Source organism: Sphingobacterium sp. HJSM2_6, assembly GCF_049316305.1.
GTDB lineage: Bacteria > Bacteroidota > Bacteroidia > Sphingobacteriales > Sphingobacteriaceae > Sphingobacterium.
Genome location: NZ_JBMOXB010000002.1, coordinates 210,997 through 232,662, shown reverse-complemented (window position 1 = coordinate 232,662; position 21,666 = coordinate 210,997). Strand labels below are relative to the sequence as shown.

12 protein-coding genes are annotated in these 21,666 nt (G+C 36.5%); all 12 read right to left on the bottom strand.

The genetic code is table 11. The features are described from left to right. Window positions 1-108: 108 nt before the first annotated feature. Window positions 109-1,590: a hypothetical protein gene (locus ACFRAE_RS03520; RefSeq protein ID WP_422795731.1), complete on the bottom strand. Its 1,482-nt coding sequence runs from the start codon at window positions 1,588-1,590 to the stop codon at window positions 109-111. A gap of 82 nt (window positions 1,591-1,672) precedes the next feature. Continuing rightward, window positions 1,673-3,952: a RagB/SusD family nutrient uptake outer membrane protein gene (locus ACFRAE_RS03515; RefSeq protein WP_422795730.1), complete on the bottom strand. Its 2,280-nt coding sequence runs from the start codon at window positions 3,950-3,952 to the stop codon at window positions 1,673-1,675. 11 nt (window positions 3,953-3,963) lie between these two features. Continuing rightward, window positions 3,964-7,035, bottom strand: coding sequence for a SusC/RagA family TonB-linked outer membrane protein (locus ACFRAE_RS03510; protein WP_422795729.1), 3,072 nt, complete (start codon window positions 7,033-7,035; stop codon window positions 3,964-3,966). Between the two features lie 22 nt (window positions 7,036-7,057). Then, the gene (locus ACFRAE_RS03505; protein WP_422795728.1) at window positions 7,058-8,884 is read right to left on the bottom strand and encodes a RagB/SusD family nutrient uptake outer membrane protein; all 1,827 of its coding nucleotides are present in this window, start codon (window positions 8,882-8,884) and stop codon (window positions 7,058-7,060) included. A gap of 18 nt (window positions 8,885-8,902) precedes the next feature. Then, complete coding sequence (locus tag ACFRAE_RS03500; RefSeq protein WP_422795727.1) at window positions 8,903-12,040, bottom strand: SusC/RagA family TonB-linked outer membrane protein; 3,138 nt, start codon at window positions 12,038-12,040, stop codon at window positions 8,903-8,905. A gap of 745 nt (window positions 12,041-12,785) precedes the next feature. After that, complete coding sequence (locus ACFRAE_RS03495; protein WP_422795726.1) at window positions 12,786-14,141, bottom strand: FGGY-family carbohydrate kinase; 1,356 nt, start codon at window positions 14,139-14,141, stop codon at window positions 12,786-12,788. Window positions 14,142-14,149: 8 nt separating this feature from the next. Next, on the bottom strand, window positions 14,150-15,424 hold the full coding sequence (locus tag ACFRAE_RS03490) for a TIM barrel protein (RefSeq protein ID WP_422795725.1): 1,275 nt from the start codon (window positions 15,422-15,424) through the stop codon (window positions 14,150-14,152). Window positions 15,425-15,465: 41 nt separating this feature from the next. Beyond that, a complete protein-coding gene (locus tag ACFRAE_RS03485) occupies window positions 15,466-17,574 on the bottom strand; it encodes a bifunctional aldolase/short-chain dehydrogenase (RefSeq protein WP_422795724.1) in 2,109 nt (702 codons plus the stop codon). 21 nt (window positions 17,575-17,595) lie between these two features. Then, entirely contained in the window at window positions 17,596-18,669 is a 1,074-nt protein-coding gene (rhaT, locus tag ACFRAE_RS03480) for an L-rhamnose/proton symporter RhaT (protein ID WP_422795723.1), read from the bottom strand. A 208-nt stretch (window positions 18,670-18,877) separates the two neighbouring features. Then, a complete protein-coding gene (locus ACFRAE_RS03475; protein WP_422795722.1) occupies window positions 18,878-19,507 on the bottom strand; it encodes a 3-oxoacid CoA-transferase subunit B in 630 nt (209 codons plus the stop codon). A gap of 3 nt (window positions 19,508-19,510) precedes the next feature. Beyond that, window positions 19,511-20,689, bottom strand: coding sequence for a thiolase family protein (locus ACFRAE_RS03470; protein ID WP_422795721.1), 1,179 nt, complete (start codon window positions 20,687-20,689; stop codon window positions 19,511-19,513). Then, window positions 20,682-21,404, bottom strand: coding sequence for a CoA transferase subunit A (locus ACFRAE_RS03465; protein WP_422795720.1), 723 nt, complete (start codon window positions 21,402-21,404; stop codon window positions 20,682-20,684). Before ACFRAE_RS03465 ends, ACFRAE_RS03470 begins: the two co-directional genes overlap by 8 nt. Window positions 21,405-21,666 lie beyond the last annotated feature (262 nt).

Below are 21,666 nucleotides of genomic sequence, written 5' to 3'. Positions count from 1 at the left end.
TTATTTGGTTTTTTTATTCATATGAACAAAAAATGAGAAGACATCAGAATATGCCATATAGATCTATTCTGATGTAATCACAACTTTAATCAAATAGATTAAAGCTTACTATTTAATAAGTTTTATATTTTTAATAATTGCTGTTCCTTGATCCTGCAATGCAATTTTTAATCCCTTCATTGGTCCCGAATATCCTGGAATATCTTTAAGTGGAACACGATATTTCTGTGAAGATCCATCGGAATTAATTTTTTGAGTTAAGGAAATACTAGCTGTTTTTGGAAAATTCACTTCTTTAGCTTTCTTTTCAGCTTCTACAGAACTATTTCCTTCAGACCAATTTAACCAATCTGTAAAATCAGATTTTCCAACCGGCTGAACCTCTACTACAATATTCATTTCCGGTGCTTGACCTGTAATATTGGCTTCAAATTCTAAATAAGAATTATCTTCCGCTTTCCAATACGTTATTGGACTTACGATTTTTGCGCCTTTTTTAAAGGTAATATCTAGTCCTTCCGAAATTGGGAAACCTTTATCTTGACATTCACCTTCATAATACCACATATGTCTAGAATCTTCAAAACTCCAAGAAGGATTGGTTTTAACGATTCTATTCTCTTTGGCATAATTTCTTATTTGTTCTTCATTACCTAATATAAAAGTGGTCTTATAAGTCCATTTAATATTATGATCCAATATTTGCGTACCTATAGGTGCTATATGGCCCGTTTGACCATCTTTTTCACCTCCAAAACCTTTTGTCGCATCATTAGGATGAAAACCAGCATTAAATCTCATTACTTCAGGTTGAAAAACTCCGATACCCATTCCTTTACTATCTAATAAAGCAACCCAGTTTTCTGGCGTATAGAAATTGACCCATGGCCAACCTTTTCCATCATTTTTATCAACAACAATCGTGGTAGCTTCTCCTTGAAATGGTTTATCACCTAAATATGATACCACTTGATACCAAACACCATTTGTGTATATTGCTGGCATTTCTTGTGTACAAGCCCTATATTGAGTAGTATCACTTCTATTATTTACGATGGTTGCTTCCATCGTAATGATGTTATCCTTTAACGTATATAAGGTTTGAAACTCACATTCACATGCTACTCCGGATTTATGAGGCCATTGCATAGGTATGCTTCTCACAAACAAGGAATTTTCACCTCTTCTTTCAAAAGATATAAGTTTTGATCGATGATTTCCTGCATCACCAGACTGAATAGGATTCCATCCTAAACCTTGCCATTCTGGAGTTGGGGTTTCACCTTTTGGACCAATATATGGCCATGGACCGCTATAATAAGACATTTGTATTTGTCTTCCCCAGTCATAACTATTGATCATATTCAATCCACCATTTTCTTTATCAGAAAGAAATGTTACTGCCCCTCCCAAATTCAAATCAATTCCTAATTTGATACGATCATTTTGTAAGAATTGCATAGAATCCTTGATTACATCCTTTCCAGCTACCACTACATTTTCATTTTTAAAAGTGCTATTAGCGCAAGAACTAAAAGCAATAATGGATGCTACTGCTAATAAAGATGTTTTGAAATTCAATGTTTTCATATAAGTAAGTTAAAAAAAATGGGCTTCGTCAGATTTTAGAATTTCTACTCCTCCGAAGCCCATATTTATTATTATTTATTTTTTACCAGCCTGGATTTTGCCAGTTTGTACCTGTAACAGATTCCATTTTTGTCGCTTCCGATAAACTTAATGGTTGCCATAAGTATTTATCAGCGTTTGTACCACGGTCTTGCAATTTAAAACGAGTATAATTGTAATTGTTACCGTTTTTAACAATGCGCATCCCAGTAACAAATTTGTCCGTATCATTCAATATTTTCCAACGTCTAACATCAAAGAAACGATGTTCTTCAAATGCTAATTCTACTTGGCGTTCATTGCGATAACGTTTTTCAAAGTCAGCTTTAGAAAGTCCCGTAGGTAATGCTGGCATATTTGCACGGTTTCGGATGGCATTCACTGCTTCTCTAGCACTCAATGCACTTGCTCCTGATGCTTTAGATGGTACTGCTGCATCCGCTCCTACAGAATTGTAAGCCGCTTCTGCAAAGTTTAAATACAACTCTCCTAATCTGAAAATTTTCATTAAACCATCCTGATCAACGGTAACACTTGATTTGTAGTTATTAAATTTCCTTAAATAATATCCCGTTCTTGTAAACCTAGTTTCAGTTAAGTCGGATGAGATTCTCGCATTTCCTCCAACAAATGTTTCCACTGGAACAGGTGCTGGTGGTGGAGTAAAACTTTCGATTTGGAAATTACGAATGGTAATTTCATAACCTGGATCACCGCTAGCATCGAAACGTAAGAAGTGATTCGAAGGAGCTTGACCTCCACTATTATTTACACCAAAGCCAAAAGTATTGATAGCATCAGTCAAATCAAATTCAAAACGCTTCCATTCTGTAGAACCATCAATACGGATGTTTTCTGGTGAAGAAACACCACCTGCTGGTCCACCTGCCACACAATAAAAGAACTGTGCATTCGTAACGGTTTTGTTACTTTTATATTCAAACGTAACTAAACGTTTTTCTCCTGCTGGAATTTCTTTCCCTAATAAGGAAGTAAAAATCCACGGATCACCTCCAGTAGTGTTAATTTTCGTTTCTCCATTCGTTGTATTAAACGTTATATTATTTAATGGCGAACGGAAAGACATTGGAATCAATTGCTTATCAACGTTTCCTGTGGAAAGTGATCTAGGAGAATTATTATAATAAATAGAAGCATAAAACCGCGGATCTCTTCCTACATAAGGGTTCGCTGCATCATATCCAGAAGCTTGATTGATAATCGGTTGTAAATGTTGTGCATCTGAATACCCTGTGATAGGCATTTCTCCTGTGGCCTGCATTCCATAAGCATCTACTAATTCCTGTGAAGGACCAGAACCAGCCTTTTCAACACCAGCCATAAACGGGGTACCCGCCCACTTCCATACATTGCTACGAGCTGCAGTAGTTTCAAATATTGTTTCTTTATCGATAGCTCTACTTGGATCTGAACGATTAATGAAATAATAAGCATATGCATTTTGAGCGATATCTCCTGCTGGAGCTAAATCAAACAATTCAAAACCATGGGCTAAACATTGATCCAATGCTTCTTTGGTAATTTCAGTCGCTTTTTCCCAAGTATATTTACTTCCTGAAGTATTATACAATGGACTTGCAGCAAATAAGGCTGCTTGAGATTTTACCGCATAGGCAAATGCACGAGTTACAGAGCCACGATCACCATCATTGATATTCCATCTAAAACCAATATTTGCATCGGAAGTTTCAGGAATTGCTAATGCCGCATCACAATCTGCCAAAATAAAATCGATACACTCTTCAATAGTTGCACGTTTATCTTGTGAAAAATCATGGTTTACTTCATATGGAGCTGTAATCAAAGGTACTCCACCATAGCGCTTCACTAACTGAAGGTAAAAGTATGCTCTCAAAACCAATACCTCACCTATCCAACCATTCTTTTCAATTTCTTTTATCTGAGCAGTAGCAATAGCTGGGTCGTTGATGCTACTTAAAAAGGTATTACATTTTCGGATTCCTTGGAAAAAATGATTCCATCCATAAGCACCATCCACTGGATTATTGGTCGATGATGCACGGTTATTATACCAATCATTCACATCACCATTTACCCCATCACTTGCATCATGTGCTTCATCACTAAATGAAGCTAATGGAGTACGTTGACCCTGGTACATAAATCCCACCTGAGGAATATAGGATTTACAAATTTCATAGTAATTTTTTGTTCTTGGATAAGTACTAAATAGATCATTTAATGCCAACCTACCATCAGAAGGTAAATCAAGATCAGCACATGATTCCAAAGTCATTAAACCCAAAGCAACAACACATATTTTAATTATACTTCTTTTCATGATCTTAAATTTTAGAAGTTTGCACTTAAACCAAGATTAAATACTCGATAGGGTTGAAAAGTACCTCTACTACCAATTTCTGGATCGATATATTTAGTCTTCATTTTGTTAATGGTAAATAAATTCTGAGCAGTAAAAGCAATACGAATATTATTTGAATGTATTTTTTCCGATATATGCTCAGGTAATGTATAGGCTAATTCTACATTTTTCAATCTCCAGAAAGACCTGTTATTTAAGAAAAAGTCACTGGCAACATGATTAGTTGTTGGTGATAAAGATAGTGCAGGAAAGGAAATCGCTTCACCTGCAGCATAACGATCCGCCGTCCAAGAATTTAAATGAATATCATTAAATATTCCTCTTCCTTGGTTCTCGTATACACCCATTCCGCTTAAGAAGTTTGAATAATTACTCACTCCATGAATAAGGAAAGAGAATTCAAAGCTTTTATAGTTTGCGCCTCCAAGAATGGAATACTCTTGACGTGGTGAACTTGGATTTCCCATAGGAGCCAAATCTTTTACATCCACAACACCATCACCAGTTAAGTCTTTATAGATTAAATCACCTACTCGTGGTGTACCAAATGCATAAGTAACTCCAGCATTTGCTAATTCTGTTGCAGAATTAAACATACCTGTACCATTGCTATAGTCTACTTGATACCCCCATAATTGACCAACTTGATATCCTTCCGTTCTACGGCTATAAGCATAATCATCTCCTAATGAAGCTTCATTTATGGAAACTACTTTATTTTTGGTATCCATAAAGTTTCCTTGCACATATACCGAGAAATCCTGATTTACATTTTTATTAAAACCTAATGAAATTTCATATCCACGATTTTCCATTTTACCATTATTCAATTTAGGGTAAAATCCCAACGGAATACCTTGATAGTCAGGAATCATAGCGCTACTACTGATCAACATATTATCCACTTTATTGTCGAAGTATTCCGCATCGATCGTAAACATGTTGAATAAACCAAGATTCACACCAACATTCGCTTTTTTGATTTTTTCAGCTTGCAGTAATGGATTTCCTCTTTCTAACTCTGATCCATTTGAACGAATGTTATCCAAGTATAAGAAACGAGCACCACCTAACTGATCATTCGCACTAACACCATATGAAGCCTTAAATTTCAATAATGAAATGATATCATCGTTAAAGAAATCTTCTTTTGAGGCTATCCAAGCTGCAGAAATTGCCGGTGTCATTGTGTACCTGTGATCTGGATGGAATTGTTCTGAACCTGAATATCCCAAATCTCCTTTTAAGAAATAGCGATCTTTATATCCATATAATGCAGACACACCAAAATTTTGACGCATGTATGGTAACACATTATTTCCACCACCTGCAGATTCAATCTCTTGCTTCAAGTAATAAGTATGAGCAGAAGCATCTATACTGTGATCTCCAAAACGACGATTATAATCCAGTCTAGCAAGCAAGTTTAGGTAATAAAAGAAAGTCGAACCCTTTCCATATGCTAATGGAGTGTTTTCGAAACTTTTGTAGATGGAAAAATCATCTAATTTAGATAAATCATCTCCTCTTAATACTCTTCTAAAATTTTGACTAGTAACAGTTTCGTTTCTAACATACGTTTGATAAGCCATCCCTCCGGAAGCTGATAAACCCTTTGTTAAAAAGTCCATGTTCAGCTTAAGGCCTGCTTGTGCTATGATGTTGGTTTCAATAACCGTATTATATCCTGAACGATTTAATCGACCATATATCGGTGTATCAAATCCATCTACGGTTACCACTTGATTACTAATATCTTCTTGACCTTCAATGATTGGAGATAAAGGACCATATACCGTAGATGGTATATTGAACATACTGCTGTAAATATCCCAACCCATTTGACCACCTGCTAACTTTTCACGTTTTAGATTACCCGTTAAGCGCATATATCCTGATAAATAATCATTGAACTTCACATCCATATTGGTTCTAAAATTACCAATATTCACATGTGGAGTTGGATCATACTTACGGTCCGCTTCATCAGCTATTTTGAAAGGTTGTTGTTGATTGACAAAACTTAGGTTTGAATAATATTTAAATTTATCCGTTCCTCCTGAAGCATTTACACCTACACGCTGACGGTTGACCATATCACGCATAAACATGTCATACCAATCGTTATTTGGATAGGCTGGATCTTCTCCAGATTTAAACATATCAATCTCCGATTGAGTATATTGCGAATAATCTCCTAAACCATCATTTTTTCCTGCCAAATTCCGCAATTCTGCATATTGACCCGAATTGACAAACAATGGCTTAGTAGTTAATTGTTGAACGGTTTGATCAACATAGGCTTCTACTTTTAATGGACTATTATTACCACGTTTGGTGCTGATGACGATCATACCAGCCGCGCCTTGGATTCCATACGCCGCAGTTGCTGACGCATCTTTCAATACCGTTATGGTCTCAATTTCCTTTGGGGAAATAAATTCCAAATATTGTGTAGGTGCTATCACTCCGTCGATAATAATCGTTGGTGAATTGCCATTTACGGAAGAATAACCGCGTATAGATCTCGAATAATTTCCATATCCAAAAAAGGTTAATTCAGCGATATTATTTTTAACGGTTAATCCTGGCAATCTACCTTGATAGGTGTCAGACAACACATTGCTAGGTGTCCTGTTCAAAACATCTCCTGAAACTACGGATACCGAACCCGTTAATGATTCTTTAGAATATTTTTGGTAACCAAAATCTATATATCCTCCAGTTCCATGGGAATCAAATGCCAATTGAATTTCTCCACTCGAAACCAATTGACTGATTTCAATTCGTTGATTTTGATAACCGGGAGCAGAAATAATGACATACTTATTTTTTGCATCTACTATATTTTCAAATACCCCTTCTTGATTGGTTACTAATGTTAAGTCAGCTCCCTCAACCACGATAGTTGCACCTTTTATAGGCTGATTATAAACATTAACTACACGTGTGCTCGAACCAGTATTGCTCTGCCCATAAGATTGAGCAGATATCATTGAACCTAATATACAAAGTGCAATGAATTTTATATTTTTCTTCATACGTTTTCTATCTCATGAAATTTTACCATCCTGGGTTTTGCCATGGCGTACCAGTTACTGCCTCCAATGTTGCCGCTTCTTCTAATGGTAATGGCAACAATAAATCCCTGTTTTGCCAACCTCCACGTGGATTATTAGTGATATTTCTTCTCGTGTAAGTAAATGAGCCGTTTGGATTTTTCTTAATATCCATGGCTGTAAAGTATTTACTGGTTTCAGCTAAATCTCCATTTGGACTTTCCCATCTTCGGATATCGAAATAACGATTCTCTTCCCACGCTAATTCCACCCGACGCTCATTTCTGATTCGTAAAATCAAATCTTCTTTACTTAATGATGCTGGTAAATTTGGCATTCCAGAACGTGAACGAACCTCATTAGCAGCTGTTCTAGCTTCTGCTAATCGACCTGATTCTGCTGCGGCCTCTGCAAGATCCAATAACGTTTCACCTAAACGATAATATTTCCAATTCGCATTATTATGTTGCACTTCATTACTTGATCCTGGACGAGTCATCTTCGCTTGGTAATAGCCTGTCCTGGTACGTGAACGATTGGTTACATCCCAACTCGGTGCATTATCTCCACCTTGATAGATTTCTGCAACATGCGGCACGTTATTCCAGTAAACAATTGAACCATTACGTATTACCGTTTGCTCCATACGTGGATCACGATTTACATAAGGATTTTCTTTATCATACTGCGTATTAGCGGTGTTAAAATTCGGCTGCAAATGTTTCTCGTCCAAATAAGGTTTAGCTAAATTTAATACAGGCTCTCCATTAATGGTCTCAAAAGCATCCACCAGCTCTTGTGTTGGAGCTGTTCCAGTTTTATAAACTCCTGGAAATCGTGATCCTGAAATATAGCCTATATGCCAAATAAAATTACTACCATCTTTAGCTTGAAAAATAGTCTCCTTATCTCTTGGTGAAGCTGAAAAATCAGCGTTTTGAGTCATTAATTGTCTTAATGCTGCTGCTGGGCCTGTCCCATAAACTGCTGGCTGCGTGGTTGTTTTAAACAATTCATAACCATTTGATTTAAGTTTTGTTACCGCGTCTAAAGCTACAGTATAGGCTTCATCCCAATGATTTTGACCTTCATTATGCAATGGGCTTGCAGCAAATAACATCGCTTTAGCTTTTAAAGCTGCTGCTAATGCCTTGGTCACACGCATGGCGTCATTCTCATTGTCAATACGCCATGGCAAACTAGCTTCTGCAAGTGCTGCATCACAATCTGCGATTATAAATTTGGCTACATCATAAACTGAATTACGTGTCAATGTGGTAAAGTCTGCGTCAAATGGTATAGTTGCATCCAATACCGGAACCTTTCCAAACCATTTAACCAACTCCATGTAAAAGAAAGCTCTTAAAACTCTTGCCTCTGCCTTAAACCTACCTCTATTGGATTCTGAATGTACAGCCGCATTATCAATAACTTCTATAAATTGAGAACATAGTCGAATTTGTTGCCAATACCTAGACCAATAATTATTTAAATAAGTATTTGGATGTCCATCATCTGCATCCCTGATAGCATGATTTGAAGCACTGTTATTATCATTATAAAGTCGAGTAGATGGAACTCCCTGTGCTTCATCTGAGGTATAGCCATCATCACTCGCCGCTACAACCAATGATTCAAAAAACCAATAGTGATAACCTTTTCTAGGAATATTCTCATAACATCTGTTCAGTAATCCTTCTACACGATCAGGATTAGATAAAATATCTTCCATTTGCATATTGCCATCAGGCGCCATATCTAACACATCTGAACAAGATGTACTAAATAACATCATGGCAATCGCAGGTGCTATTATATATTTAAACTTCATTTCAAAAAATTTTAAAAATTAAAATGCAACATTTAACCCAAAGTTGAACATCTTAGTAATTGGATAAGCCAATACTCCTGGTTGTTCTGGATCCACGGTATCAATAGGCATTTTATCAAATGTTAATAAATTATTCCCATTTACATAAACACGAATTCGCTCTACCCCAATAGGATCTAATAAGGACTTAGGTAAATTATAACCCAATTCAATATTTTTTAGTCTTAAGAATGATCTGTTCATAATAAATACAGAATTGGCTTTATGACTGACACCACCTTCAGAAACACTTAATGCTGGATATAAAATTTCTTCGCCATTTGCATAGCGGTCAGCTGTCCAAGCTTGATTATGCCAACCACTGAAAAAACCTACTAAACCAAATTCAGTTACTCCCCATCCAGCAGTATGTCTATGCGTTTGACCAACACCTGATACTAAGAAAGATACGTCAAATTGCTTATACGTCACTGCTCCAGAAACCCCATAAGTTACTCTTGGAATGGAAGGCTTACCAATTGGCACTAAATCACGGTCATTAATCACGCCATCTCCTGTAATATCTTTGTATTTAAAATCTCCTAATCTTGGAATTCCCCCAACTTGATAATCAGGTAAATTATCCAATTCTTCTTGGGTATTGATATAACCATTTCCATTTGAATAATCTATTTCATATCCAAAACTCTGACCTATACTAAAACCAGTAGATCTTAAACGGTAAGCATAATCGGAACCAAATTGAACCTCATCCGCAAAAACAACGGTATTGTTATTGTAAGCAAAGTTTCCTTTCGCTAGAATGGATAAATCAGAGCTTAATGATTTACGATAGGTTAATTCGGCTTCAAACCCTTTATTATCAACCTTACCGATATTCACTTTAGGTATATTTCCTAATGGTACACCTTGTAATACCGGAATAGTACGACGTGAAATTAAAATTTTATCACGTTTTTCTTGGAAGAAATCGACGGTTAATGATAAAGACTTATATAATTCTAAATCAAGACCAATATTTGATTTTTTAGCCATTTCCCATTGAATTGCCTGATTACCCAATGCACCTTGCACCACAGATTGACCGCGACCAAGTGATGGGAAAATCCCTCCTGACATATTTAGAAAACTTTGATACAAAAATCTATTTCCGCCTAATTTATCATTACCTGTTAGACCAAATGATCCTCTAATCTTTAAACTAGTAACTATAGGATTATCCTTTAAAAAGGATTCATTACTAGCAACCCATCCCAAAGAAAATGCTGGGAATGATCCAAAACGATTTGATGGTGCAAACTGCTCAGAACCATTATAACCATAATTAAACTCTGCTAAATAGCGATCATCATAATTATAAGTAGTACGACCAACAAAACCAACAATATTATACGGTAAACCAGCACCATATTGATCCCAGTTATCACGTTGAGTCAATGCCATACCGGTTACATTATGTTTACCAAAAGATCTTGAATAATTCAAAGAAAGTTGATAATTCGTAAAATAACGAGTCTGCATACCTTTAATCAAAGTAATTGCAGGGTCAGCATTGGTTACTAATGGTGCATAAAAACTTGTTTCAGAAGCATCTCTTGCTACCTTAAAGGAATAAGAATCCAATGCCTTATAACCTTGTAATACGGTTCTTCCTTGACTGTCGAAAGCAACCAAACCTTTCATAGATAAACCTTTCGTCACAAAATCCAATCCCCAATCAAAATTAAATGAAGAATTTAAATTGTTATTCATCTCCTGACGATATCCCCTACGGTTGATTTCTCCATAAGTATTACGGTCTTGGCCTGATTGAGCAATAATTTCATCAGCTGGAAATCCATATCCTTCTACAGTAACTGGTCCCACATCTGTTGGCGGAGTCGCCCAGGTATACGCGATCATATTGGTAACCATATTATCATTATTTTCTCCAAATAATGCAACAGTCTGAGGCGTATTCATACGTTCCAAATAGGTGGCTATATTTAAGGAGGTCTTTAAATTACTGGCAATTTTATAATCAATATTCCCCCTGAAGTTGTAACGATCCATTTTATAACTTGGATCGTATCCCAATTTCTCTTTAGGTTCCGTCTTAAAATTACCTCCCTGGCCAATGTATCCAACATTTAGAAAATAGGTAAATTTATCACCTCCACCATTAAAGTTTGAATTTAAACGAGTTTGAGGTGCCCAATCTTTAAAATAATCATGGAAGACATCACGATCTGGATAAAACACTCGGTCTGCCCCACTTTTATACATATCAATCATGTATTGCGTAAATGGTAAATCTCCATCGACAGCTGTAGGATTATCATTTCTAAATGCCTGATTTCTTAATTCGGCAAATTCCCAAGAATGGGTTCTATCAGCTTTTGCCAAAAATCCTTGATAGGTACGATCTAAGGAAATATTCAATTCAGCCTTTCCTGCTTGGCCACGACGAGTGGTAATGATAATAACTCCATTTGCACCACGCACACCAAATGCAGCAGTAGCTGATGCATCCTTCAATATACTTACTGATTCCACCTCATTTGGATCCATTTTACTAATATTTGATCGTGGAACCCCATCGATTAATATCAATGGTGAAGCATCATTTAAAGTTCCAACACCACGTAAGTATAAATTTACAAGGTCATTTCCTGGCTGTCCAGAAGTCTGAACGGTAGTTAAACCCGGTAATCTACCTGATAAGGCAGATGCTAAATTGGGTGCTGCACTTTGTTTCAAATCCTTCGTCTCTATCGTTGATATTGCGCCAGTAACGGAGATTTTTTTCTGTTGACCATAACCAACCACAACAACCTCATCAATATTTTCACCATCTTTCAATAATTGAATGGTTAATTTTCTTGATGAATTCACTTGGACTTCTTGGTTTTGATAGCCTAAAAAAGATATAATCAGTGTTCCTGCTTTTGGCATTTCCAACTCAAAATATCCTTGATCATTGGTAGACGTTGCAATAGTACTATTTTGCAATCGTATAGTAGCGCCTGAAACTGCTTCTTTTGTCTCTGAATCAACAACAGTACCATCTACTTTTATTCCAGTTTGCGCTTGCAATGGAAAACTTCTAATCAATAGAAGTAGTAAAAGACCTAATGTCTTTACCATTAAATTTTTTCGGTAAATACTTTCTTTCATTTTTTTGTGGTTAGCTTTTAAAAAGGGTAAAACCATTTTTAACATAATGTTTCTAACATTATAATTGTAGGGGGAAATCCGTTTTTATTAAACGTATTGAATCCCGAAATTTTACTCTTCAACACCCAAGAGTGGAATGAGTACATTTTAGGTTTAGTATTAAGTTATATCCATAAGCAGTCAATTATTTAATATAGGTTTATTGGTTTAGATTGATTATCTACGTGGAGTAAAAATAAACGCTAAGGCTCCATCGCTCATAAATTCTTTTTATTTAAAATATACTTTTCGCACGAATGAAATCCTTAAAGGAAATTCGGTGTAATTGGAAATTTGGTTTAACAATATTTGTTTTTCTAAGATAGATTATTGTGAATCAATAATAACATCAAATGGCTTACAATTAATTTAATCTCTATATTCAAATATAATAAGGTAAAATCAAACTAGCATCCTGCCCTATCCTGTCAAATTAAACAATAAACGCCAAAATATTAACCACGTTTTATCGATGTAAATATTTGAAAATAAAGAAGTTAAAACATATATGTAAATTTAAAAAAATACAAAACAGTGCTTTAAGGCGATTTTTCAAACCTTACTCATTTCGTAAAATAAAAATAGCTAACCTGGCGGTTAGCTATTTAAAATTAAGGCTGGGTTGATCACCTATTAGATGATGATCGGATCAAAATTGCTGTCATCACTTTGATTCAGCGGATATATTAAAAAAATAAACTTCTTTTTAAGCCCTGAAATAACGTAATTCGATTAAGTTATTCGGGATAGGTTGACTATTCCATTCCTCATGAATAACGAGTGCAGCTCCAATGGCAGTTGCCTGCGCCATCGAAGCAGCATAGATTTCCAATTGAGGATATGCTCTAGCCAATAAATTCATATAAATAAGATTCTTACTAAAACCACCATCCACAAAGATGCGAGTAGCTTTCGAATCTCCTAACACCAAATTCGTCGATTTAAGCTGTGCCTTCACTAAATGTAACATCAACGAGTGATAAGCAACAACATAGTCAGAAAACTGACTTAAATCCAATTTGGAAAAAGCATCTAATTCTTCTTCAACAGTACCTTGCTCTAACGTAGCGATCAAGGCCCAGTCAATATCTAAATTTTTAAACTTTGCCGTTGTAGTTCCAAAGAAATCAACAATTCGTTTAGCCTGATTATCATGTTCAAACCCTGCAAATAAACGAGACGCTTTCACTGGAGTTCCCGCATAAGATAGATAAAACAAACAATCCTGATCCAATTCGCTCTTTGTTAAAGCAGAATCGTTAAAAGGGTTCAATGAAATACACCAAGTTCCTGTAGAAATTAATACAAAAGGTTCGTGAAAATTCAACAAGTAAGGTATCAAAGCAGAAGAACTATCATGAAGCCCTACACCGATCTTGAACGTACTACCAGGAAAATTTGCTGGGAATACCTCATTCGCAGGTACAATAGGAGCAAATTTCTCAGCCAAGCCTGAATCCTTAACCCATTGGTGATAATCTTTGGTATTAAAATCCCATAATGCCGTATGACAACCAATACTAGTCATGTCTGTATAAGTCTGACCCGACAATAAAAAACTTAGATATTGCGGAAGATGCAAAGCATATTTCACTTGATCAAAAAGTGCTGGTCTTTCTTGTAAAAGACGGTAAACTTGAAGACCTGAGTTCAAACTTCCTAATACAGGAGAAGCTGTTTCCAAAGAAAATTCAGCAGTACCACCGTATTTCGTATGTAAGTTTTGCATCATTTCCTCTGGAAAAGTTTTTAAATAATTATACAATGGCGTAAGTGGCTGACCACTATCATTAATATAAACAAAACTAGCTCCGTAGGAAGTGAAATTTATGGCTTTAACGTCAAATTCTGTTTTCCTAAATATCTCATGTAAGGAATCGAATACAGAAAGACGTAGACTTTCCAGGTTTTCACATGGATCGCCATCTTCGTCATTGGTTTCTAAAAACCGCGCTGATTTTTCGAATACGATTTGGTAATGCTCATCAAAAAGGAACAATTTCTTATTCGTTTTTCCTACATCGAAAACTGCAACTACCGGTATACGTTGTTTTTCCTTCATGCTATAACTTATAATCCAGTTGCTACTGAATTGCTTCCTCTTTCACCAACCAATTGACCACGAACATCCAATTCATTAAACAATGCAAGAGGATCTAATGCTGCACCGCTACGTAAGCGAGACTCGGCAACAATAGCACGAACATCTGTACGGAAAGTATCTTGTAATATTTGTTGTGCTTTCACCAAATCATTCGCTTGTTGTGCAGCTTTAAGGGCGGCGCGATCAACTAACAAAGCTTGTGCGTAAGCAATCGTAATAGCATCTACAGATTGTAATAAATCTACTAATGGATCTTTTAAGTTATGAGATGCATCAATCATCCATCCTAAACCAGAAGCATGATCTAATCCTTGAGCATCCATACCTTCCACCAATTCATTAAAAATTAAGAACAATTGGTAAGGTTTAATACTTCCAGCAGTTAAATCATCATCTGCATATTTACTATCGTTGAAGTGGAATCCACCTAGTTTACCTTCCATTAATAATAAAGCAACAATTTGCTCAATATTCGCATTCGGTAAATGGTGACCTAAGTCTACCAAGGTATATGCTTGAGGACCTAATTTGTTTGCTAATAATAAAGATTGTCCCCAATCTCCGATAGTCATCGAATAAAAATAAGGCTCAAATGCTTTATACTCAACAAATAATTTCCAATCAGCAGGTAAATGAGCATAGATTTCTTTCAAACTTTCCAACGTATTTTGGAATGCCTCTCTAAAATTCAATTGACCAGGAAACGATGAACCATCCGCTAACCATACAGTCAATGCTTTTGAACCCAAAGCAATCCCTTGATTAATAACGTCAATATTATGATCTACTGCTTGTTTACGTACTTTTGGATCCACATGATGTAAGGAGCCAAATTTATAACTATACGCTTGATCTGCTTGATCCTGAAAAGTATTGGAGTTTACTGCATCAAATACTAAATTATACGATGCTGCCAATTCTTTAATTTTTTCAGCATCTTGAGGGATATCCCAAGGAATATGCAATGAAATAGCGCCACTTGAATTATTTAAAGCATGTAATAAACCAACATCTTCTATTTTTTGCTCCAAATTTCCCGGTTCTCCAGGTCCAGAATATCTTCCAAATCGTGTACCACCAGTACCTAAAGCCCAGCTAGGAATAGCAATTTGAAATTTCTGTAATTTGGCAATAACTTCTTCTACTTGACTTATATCTTCAGCAATGAAATTGAAAGCACGCTCATGCTTCGCTTTCAATTGTGCATTGTGTTTTTCTATTTGTTCTTTTTGAATTCTCATTACAATTTATTGTTAATCAACCTACGAGAGGTAAATTTTTATTATCTAACAAAAGCCATAGCTACACCACCATCCACATTCAATATGTTTCCTGTAGATTTATTTAACAAGCCACCGACAAAAGCAAAACATGCATTTGCAATATCATCTGGTAAAATAACCTCATTTAATAAGGTACGCTTAGCATAAAACGAAGGTAATTCAGCTACAGTAATACCGTACGCTTTAGCACGACCTTCTGCCCATCCACCTGCCCAGATATTACTATCTGAAATTACAGCATCCGGATTTACAACATTAACACGGATTTTATCTGCACCTAATTCAGCTGCATTCAATCTACTTAAATGTAATTGAGCTGCTTTAGCACTTCCGTAACCAGCATTATTTGGACCACTTACCAAAGCATTTTTACTAACTACATTCACGATATCTCCACCAACTTGCTGTGCTTTCATCACTTTAACACATTCTTGAGTGATAAAAAACTGACCTTTTACTAACACATCGTAAAGTAAATCCATGTCTTTCGCGGAATGATCTTCAATCGATTTAGAGATGGACAATCCAGCGTTGTTTACAACAATATCAATACCACCAAAACTAATGGCTGCTTTCGCAAATGCCGCTTGAATTTGTTCCACATTAGTAACATCCAATTGCGCAGTGATCACGTTATCCCTACCGAATGCATTCACAAATTCTTCTTCTGTACCGGCTAAACGTTCCAAATTCAAATCATTCAACACGATAACAGCACCTTCGTTTGCAAATTTCTTCGCAATCGCTTTACCAATACCACCAGCACTTCCAGTCACTAAAGCAATCTTTCCAGACAAGGCTTTCGGTTTAGGCATGCGTTGTAATTTAGCTTCCTCTAACAACCAATATTCAATATTGAAAGCTTCTTGACGAGGTAAAGAAGTATATTCACTTACCGCTTCCGATCCTTTCATCACATTGATTGCATTCGTATAGAATTCTGCAGCAACACGAGCAGTTTGTTTATCTTTTGCAAAAGCAAACATCCCCACTCCAGGGTAAATAATAATTACAGGATTTCTATCACGAATTGCTGGACTATTCTCATGTTTACACGACTCATAATATTCGGTATACATAGCTCTATAATCTTCGAATAATGGCTGTAATTTTTCTTTTAATGCAGCAACATCACTTAGATCATCATTTTTATCCAAATTCAAAATTAATGGTTGAATTTTCGTTCTAAGGAAATGGTCTGGACAACTTGTTCCCAATGGAGCCAAACGTTCCAAATCATTCGAATTAATGTATTCCAATACACGAGCATCATCTGTAAAATGACCAATCATATGGCGTTCACTTGAACAGAATCCACGCAAAATTGGTGCAATTTTAGATGCTTGAGCTTGACGATCTTCCGCAGAAAGACTTTCTACTTTTTGACCTCCAAATACAGGTCTAGTTTTACCAAAGTTTTCCTCTAAATAAGCGGCACAAGCTTCAATAACATCCAAAGAATTTACATAACATTCGTATGCTGTATCTCCCCAAGTAAATAAACCGTGAGATCCTAACATGATCCCTCTAATACCTGGGTTAGCTGCTAAACAGTCTCTTAATTGCAAGCCTAAATCAAAACCAGGTTTTTGCCAATCAACCCATCCGATAGTACCATTAAATAATTCTTCCGTTATTTTTTTACCATCTTTCGCTGCAGCAATTGCTATGGCAGCATCTGGATGAAGGTGATCGATATGTGCAAATGGTAAGAACCCATGCAATGGTGTATCAATAGATGGCGCTTTAGAGCTTAGGTCATAAATGCAATGATTGAACAATTCAACCATTTCATCCTCATGCTCAATGCCACGATACACATTCTCTAAGTTTCTCAATCGATCTACATACAAAGCGGCAAGTCCAGATTTTTTCAATGTTCCGATATCGCCTCCGGAACCTTTAATCCACATCACTTCCACTTCTTCTCCAGTTAAGGGGTCTTTATCCACCAACTTACAGGACGTATTTCCACCCCCATAATTTGTGATTCTTAAATCCGAACCCAATAAATTCGAACGGTATAATAGTAGAGCTACTTCATCCCCAACTAAGGATTGAGCTTTCTCTTCGTTCCACAAATAATTTACATGCTTGTATGTTCTCACTGTTTTGAAATTTTTAAGTTATTATTCTAGTGTTTTAGCAAATCCAACTATACATATAGACAGTATAATGGTAACAATACCGGCTATAATCGCCCTATATGTTGGCTTACTAACGCCTTTCCATTCTTTTAACGCAATTCCCCAAGCATTGGATATCAAGATGATAAATGCCATATGAAGAATCCATGAGCTTGCTCCATTCCCTAAACGACTCTCTCCCATTCCATAGAAAAAGAATTGTAAATACCAGGTCGTACCTGCAACGGCACATAGGAGAAAATTCTTACCTAGTGGTGTCGATGATTTGGTATAATCACCAAAACTTCTGTTCTTAAATAATAAATATAAACACCATATAAAATTGGTGGTAAAACCACCCCACAAAATCACAATGTAGGTAACATTGTTTTGGTATAAAAACTCGCCTTCTCCAGGATTTGCAGCTTTCCATAAATTATTAGCTACCTCTGCCATGGGTTTGCCTGACTCAATTCCGAAGTTAAAACATGCGCTTAATACGCCTGATACGATCGCAACAATTATTCCCAATCCAAAGTTATATTCTGTTGAATTTTCATTGGTTGAATTGGCTAAACCTTTCTCCTTTAACACACCAGCCTTTCCACACAAATAAATACCTAACACACAGACCATCAAACCTATCAAAACACATATCCCTGCACTTTCAGTAAAGAAATAGTCTATACCATGCTTTCCATCAGCTTTGTTAAAAAAGTAATATATGGCTGGCATTAAAGACCCAAAAACCATACTTAAACCTAATATAACACTACTTCCGAGCGAGACACCAAGGTATCGAACCCCAAGTCCATAGGTTAATCCTCCGATTCCCCATAGGGTACCAAATAAAAACGTATATCCTAAAATACTACGCTCTGTATTACTTATAATTTCTACAAAATTTGGAATAGTTAAATACGCGGCGATAGGTGGAACAATGATCCAGGAAAACAATCCCCCCAATATCCACATCGCTTCCCAAGACCAGCCTTTGACTTTCTTGTACGGAACATAAAAACTTCCGGATGCAAATCCTCCAATTAAATGAAATATAACACCTGCTAATGCATTCATAACTTCCTTTTAAAAATATTTTAGGTTATAACTTAATCCGAAGATATTCTAATTTTTATTTTTAACTGTTATGGACTGTCATGGTATTTTACTATAGCAAAAATTAACTTGTTTGATCGTTTGAATAGAAATTATTCAAAATGAGAAATTTAAACCATAAAATAAGACCAAGTATTTACTTGGTCTTAGCTCGCAATAAAAAATATCTTTAATAAATCAATTTTCCCGCGGTACTCTTTTTTACCTCTTCTAAGGATACCCCTTCATGCAACTCGATTAATACAAAACCTCCTGAAGGATGAATATCATAAACAGCCAATTCAGTAACTATTCGCTTGACACATCGTATCCCCGTTAGTGGAAGTTCGCATGCCGGCAGTAACTTAGATTCCCCTAGTTTATTCACCTGTTGCATAGCAACAATGATATGATCAGCACTGGCCACCAAATCCATTGCTCCTCCCATGCCTTTCACCATTTTCCCCGGTATTTTCCAATTCGCTATGTCTCCATGTTCGGAAACTTCCATGGCACCTAGAATAGTGAGATCAATTTTTCGGGATCGGATCATCCCAAAACTCATGGAAGAATCAAAAAATGCAGCCCCCGGCAAAGAGGTGATGGTTTGTTTTCCCGCATTGATGTAATCCGCATCCTCCTCTCCTTCCCAAGGAAAAGGCCCCATACCCAACATGCCATTTTCACTTTGCAATACCACTTGCATATCCTTTGGTATATAATTCGCCACCAAGGTCGGAATTCCTATTCCTAAGTTGACATAATATTTATCTTTGATTTCTTGCGCTATACGCTTTGCAATTCCAAACTTATCTAACATATCCTAGCATTTTTTAATAATCATGGCACTCGCGCCACCACCACCATTACAGATAGATGCCAATCCATAAGAACCATTTTCTTGTTGTAGAATATGGCATAAAGTCACCAATATCCGAGCACCTGAACAACCTAGGGGATGTCCCAAAGAAACAGCTCCTCCATACACATTGAGTTGATCTGTCGAAACCCGAAGTATTTTCGCATTTGCTAAAGCCACCACAGAGAATGCTTCATTAAATTCAAAATAATCTATATCATCAATGACCATATCGACTTTTTGCAATACTTTTTGTACTGCCAAAGCAGGACTCGTTGTAAACCATTCAGGAGTTTGCTCCGCATCCGCATAGCCGATAATCTCAGCCAATGGTTTAACCCCTAATTCCAACATTTTCTGTTCACTCATTAAGATTACTGCTGCAGCCCCATCACTTAATGTCGATGAATTGGCTGCAGTAAGGGTACCCTCTCGATCAAATGCAGGCTTCAACTGCGCAATTTTTTCAAAATTGACTTGCTTATACTCTTCATCCTGTTGTATTATTACGTTACCCATCCGGTTTTCGATCATCAAAGGAGTTATTTCCGCATTAAATTTTCCAGTTTCCCAAGCTATTTTACTCCGGGTATAAGACTGGATAGCATATTGATCTTGATCCGCTCGACTAAATCCATATTCCTTTGCACAAATTTCCGCACATGAACCCATTGCTTGCTGACTATACACATCAGTCAAACCATCTTTTACAATTCCGTCAATTAGTATTTGGTCTCCAAACTTAGCTCCCCACCTATTGGAGCTTTGATAATATGGAACTAAACTCATATTTTCCATTCCTCCGGCTGCAACCACCTCTGCATCTCCTAATAGAATTTGTTGCAAACCTACCGCAATCGCTTTCATTCCACTTGCACAGACTTTATTGATCGTAGTTGCTGGAATATGATCCCCAAAACCTGCATATTTTGATGCTTGTCTAGCTGGTGCCTGCCCCAGGTTCGCTTGAAGAACAGACCCCATATAAACTTCATCTATATGATCCGAAGTAATCCCTGCAGCATCTACAGCGGCAGTTAACACGTGCGCACCTAATTTCGTTGCCGGAATTTTGGATAAACTTCCTCCAAAAGATCCAATCGCCGTCCTTTTAGCTGCGACAATAAATACACGTTTAAGCATAATCTTCTTTTTTTCTTACTGTACGTTGTTCTATCCTTTTTTCATAATTAGCCCCTTGGAATATTCGATGAACAAAAACTCCAGGGGTATGAATAAAATTAGGATCGAGTTCACCAGGTTCTACTAATTCTTCCACCTCGGCAATCGTAATTTTACCACACATCGCCATAGCATGATTGAAATTTTGAGCAGTACCACGATAAACCAAGTTTCCAGACCGATCCCCTTTCCAAGCTTTCACAAATGCAAAATCAGGCTCAAAAGCATATTCCATTAAATAATCTTTCTCCACTCCATGAAAAGTAAATCGACGTTGTTCTTTGCCATCGGCTAATTCTGTTCCTATTCCCGCTGGCGTATAAATAACAGGAAAACCATATCCACCAGCCATGAGTCTACTCGCCAATGTGCCTTGAGGAATAAGTTCAACTTCCAATTCGCCACTTAGCATCTGCCGTTCAAATTCTGCATTTTCACCAACATAGGAAGCAATCATTTTTCTTACTTGTCGATTCTTCAATAAAATACCCAATCCAAAATCGTCTATACCAGCGTTATTGCTGATGCAGCATAATTCTTTTATACCTTTTTGCCACAATGCTTGAATTAAATTCTCCGGGATCCCACATAATCCAAATCCTCCAAAGGAAATGGTCATTCCATCTCTTACGTCTTGGATGGCGGCAAAAGCATGCTCTACAGTTTTATCTATCATCTCAAAAAATTGAAAAATTAACTTGTATTCAATTCTCTTAAACAAGCAGATTCCTTCAACCCAAACCTTACCCTTCTTACTGCTTTATCAAAGAATCCTGATCCTGATTCATCGGCTTAACTAGAATTATGGAACTCTTCCCATTACTGAAAACCAATGGTTTAATACGTTTATAATCAGGTTAAAGTTAATTAAAATTCATGCACAGGAAGTTGGAAGAGCTATTTTTACTAATCCTTTAAAAGAATAGAAACATTATTTA

Excerpts from the sequence above, each read along its gene's own strand:
- ACFRAE_RS03520 (WP_422795731.1), bottom strand. The coding sequence starts at position 1,590 with ATGAAAACATTGAATTTCAAAACATCTTTATTAGCAGTAGCATCCATT.
- ACFRAE_RS03515 (WP_422795730.1), bottom strand. The coding sequence starts at position 3,952 with ATGAAAAGAAGTATAATTAAAATATGTGTTGTTGCTTTGGGTTTAATG.
- ACFRAE_RS03510 (WP_422795729.1), bottom strand. The coding sequence starts at position 7,035 with ATGAAGAAAAATATAAAATTCATTGCACTTTGTATATTAGGTTCAATG.
- ACFRAE_RS03505 (WP_422795728.1), bottom strand. The coding sequence starts at position 8,884 with ATGAAGTTTAAATATATAATAGCACCTGCGATTGCCATGATGTTATTT.
- ACFRAE_RS03500 (WP_422795727.1), bottom strand. The coding sequence starts at position 12,040 with ATGAAAGAAAGTATTTACCGAAAAAATTTAATGGTAAAGACATTAGGT.
- ACFRAE_RS03495 (WP_422795726.1), bottom strand. The coding sequence starts at position 14,141 with ATGAAGGAAAAACAACGTATACCGGTAGTTGCAGTTTTCGATGTAGGA.
- ACFRAE_RS03490 (WP_422795725.1), bottom strand. The coding sequence starts at position 15,424 with ATGAGAATTCAAAAAGAACAAATAGAAAAACACAATGCACAATTGAAA.
- rhaT (WP_422795723.1), bottom strand. The coding sequence starts at position 18,669 with ATGAATGCATTAGCAGGTGTTATATTTCATTTAATTGGAGGATTTGCA.
- ACFRAE_RS03475 (WP_422795722.1), bottom strand. The coding sequence starts at position 19,507 with ATGTTAGATAAGTTTGGAATTGCAAAGCGTATAGCGCAAGAAATCAAA.
- ACFRAE_RS03470 (WP_422795721.1), bottom strand. The coding sequence starts at position 20,689 with ATGCTTAAACGTGTATTTATTGTCGCAGCTAAAAGGACGGCGATTGGA.
- ACFRAE_RS03465 (WP_422795720.1), bottom strand. The coding sequence starts at position 21,404 with ATGATAGATAAAACTGTAGAGCATGCTTTTGCCGCCATCCAAGACGTA.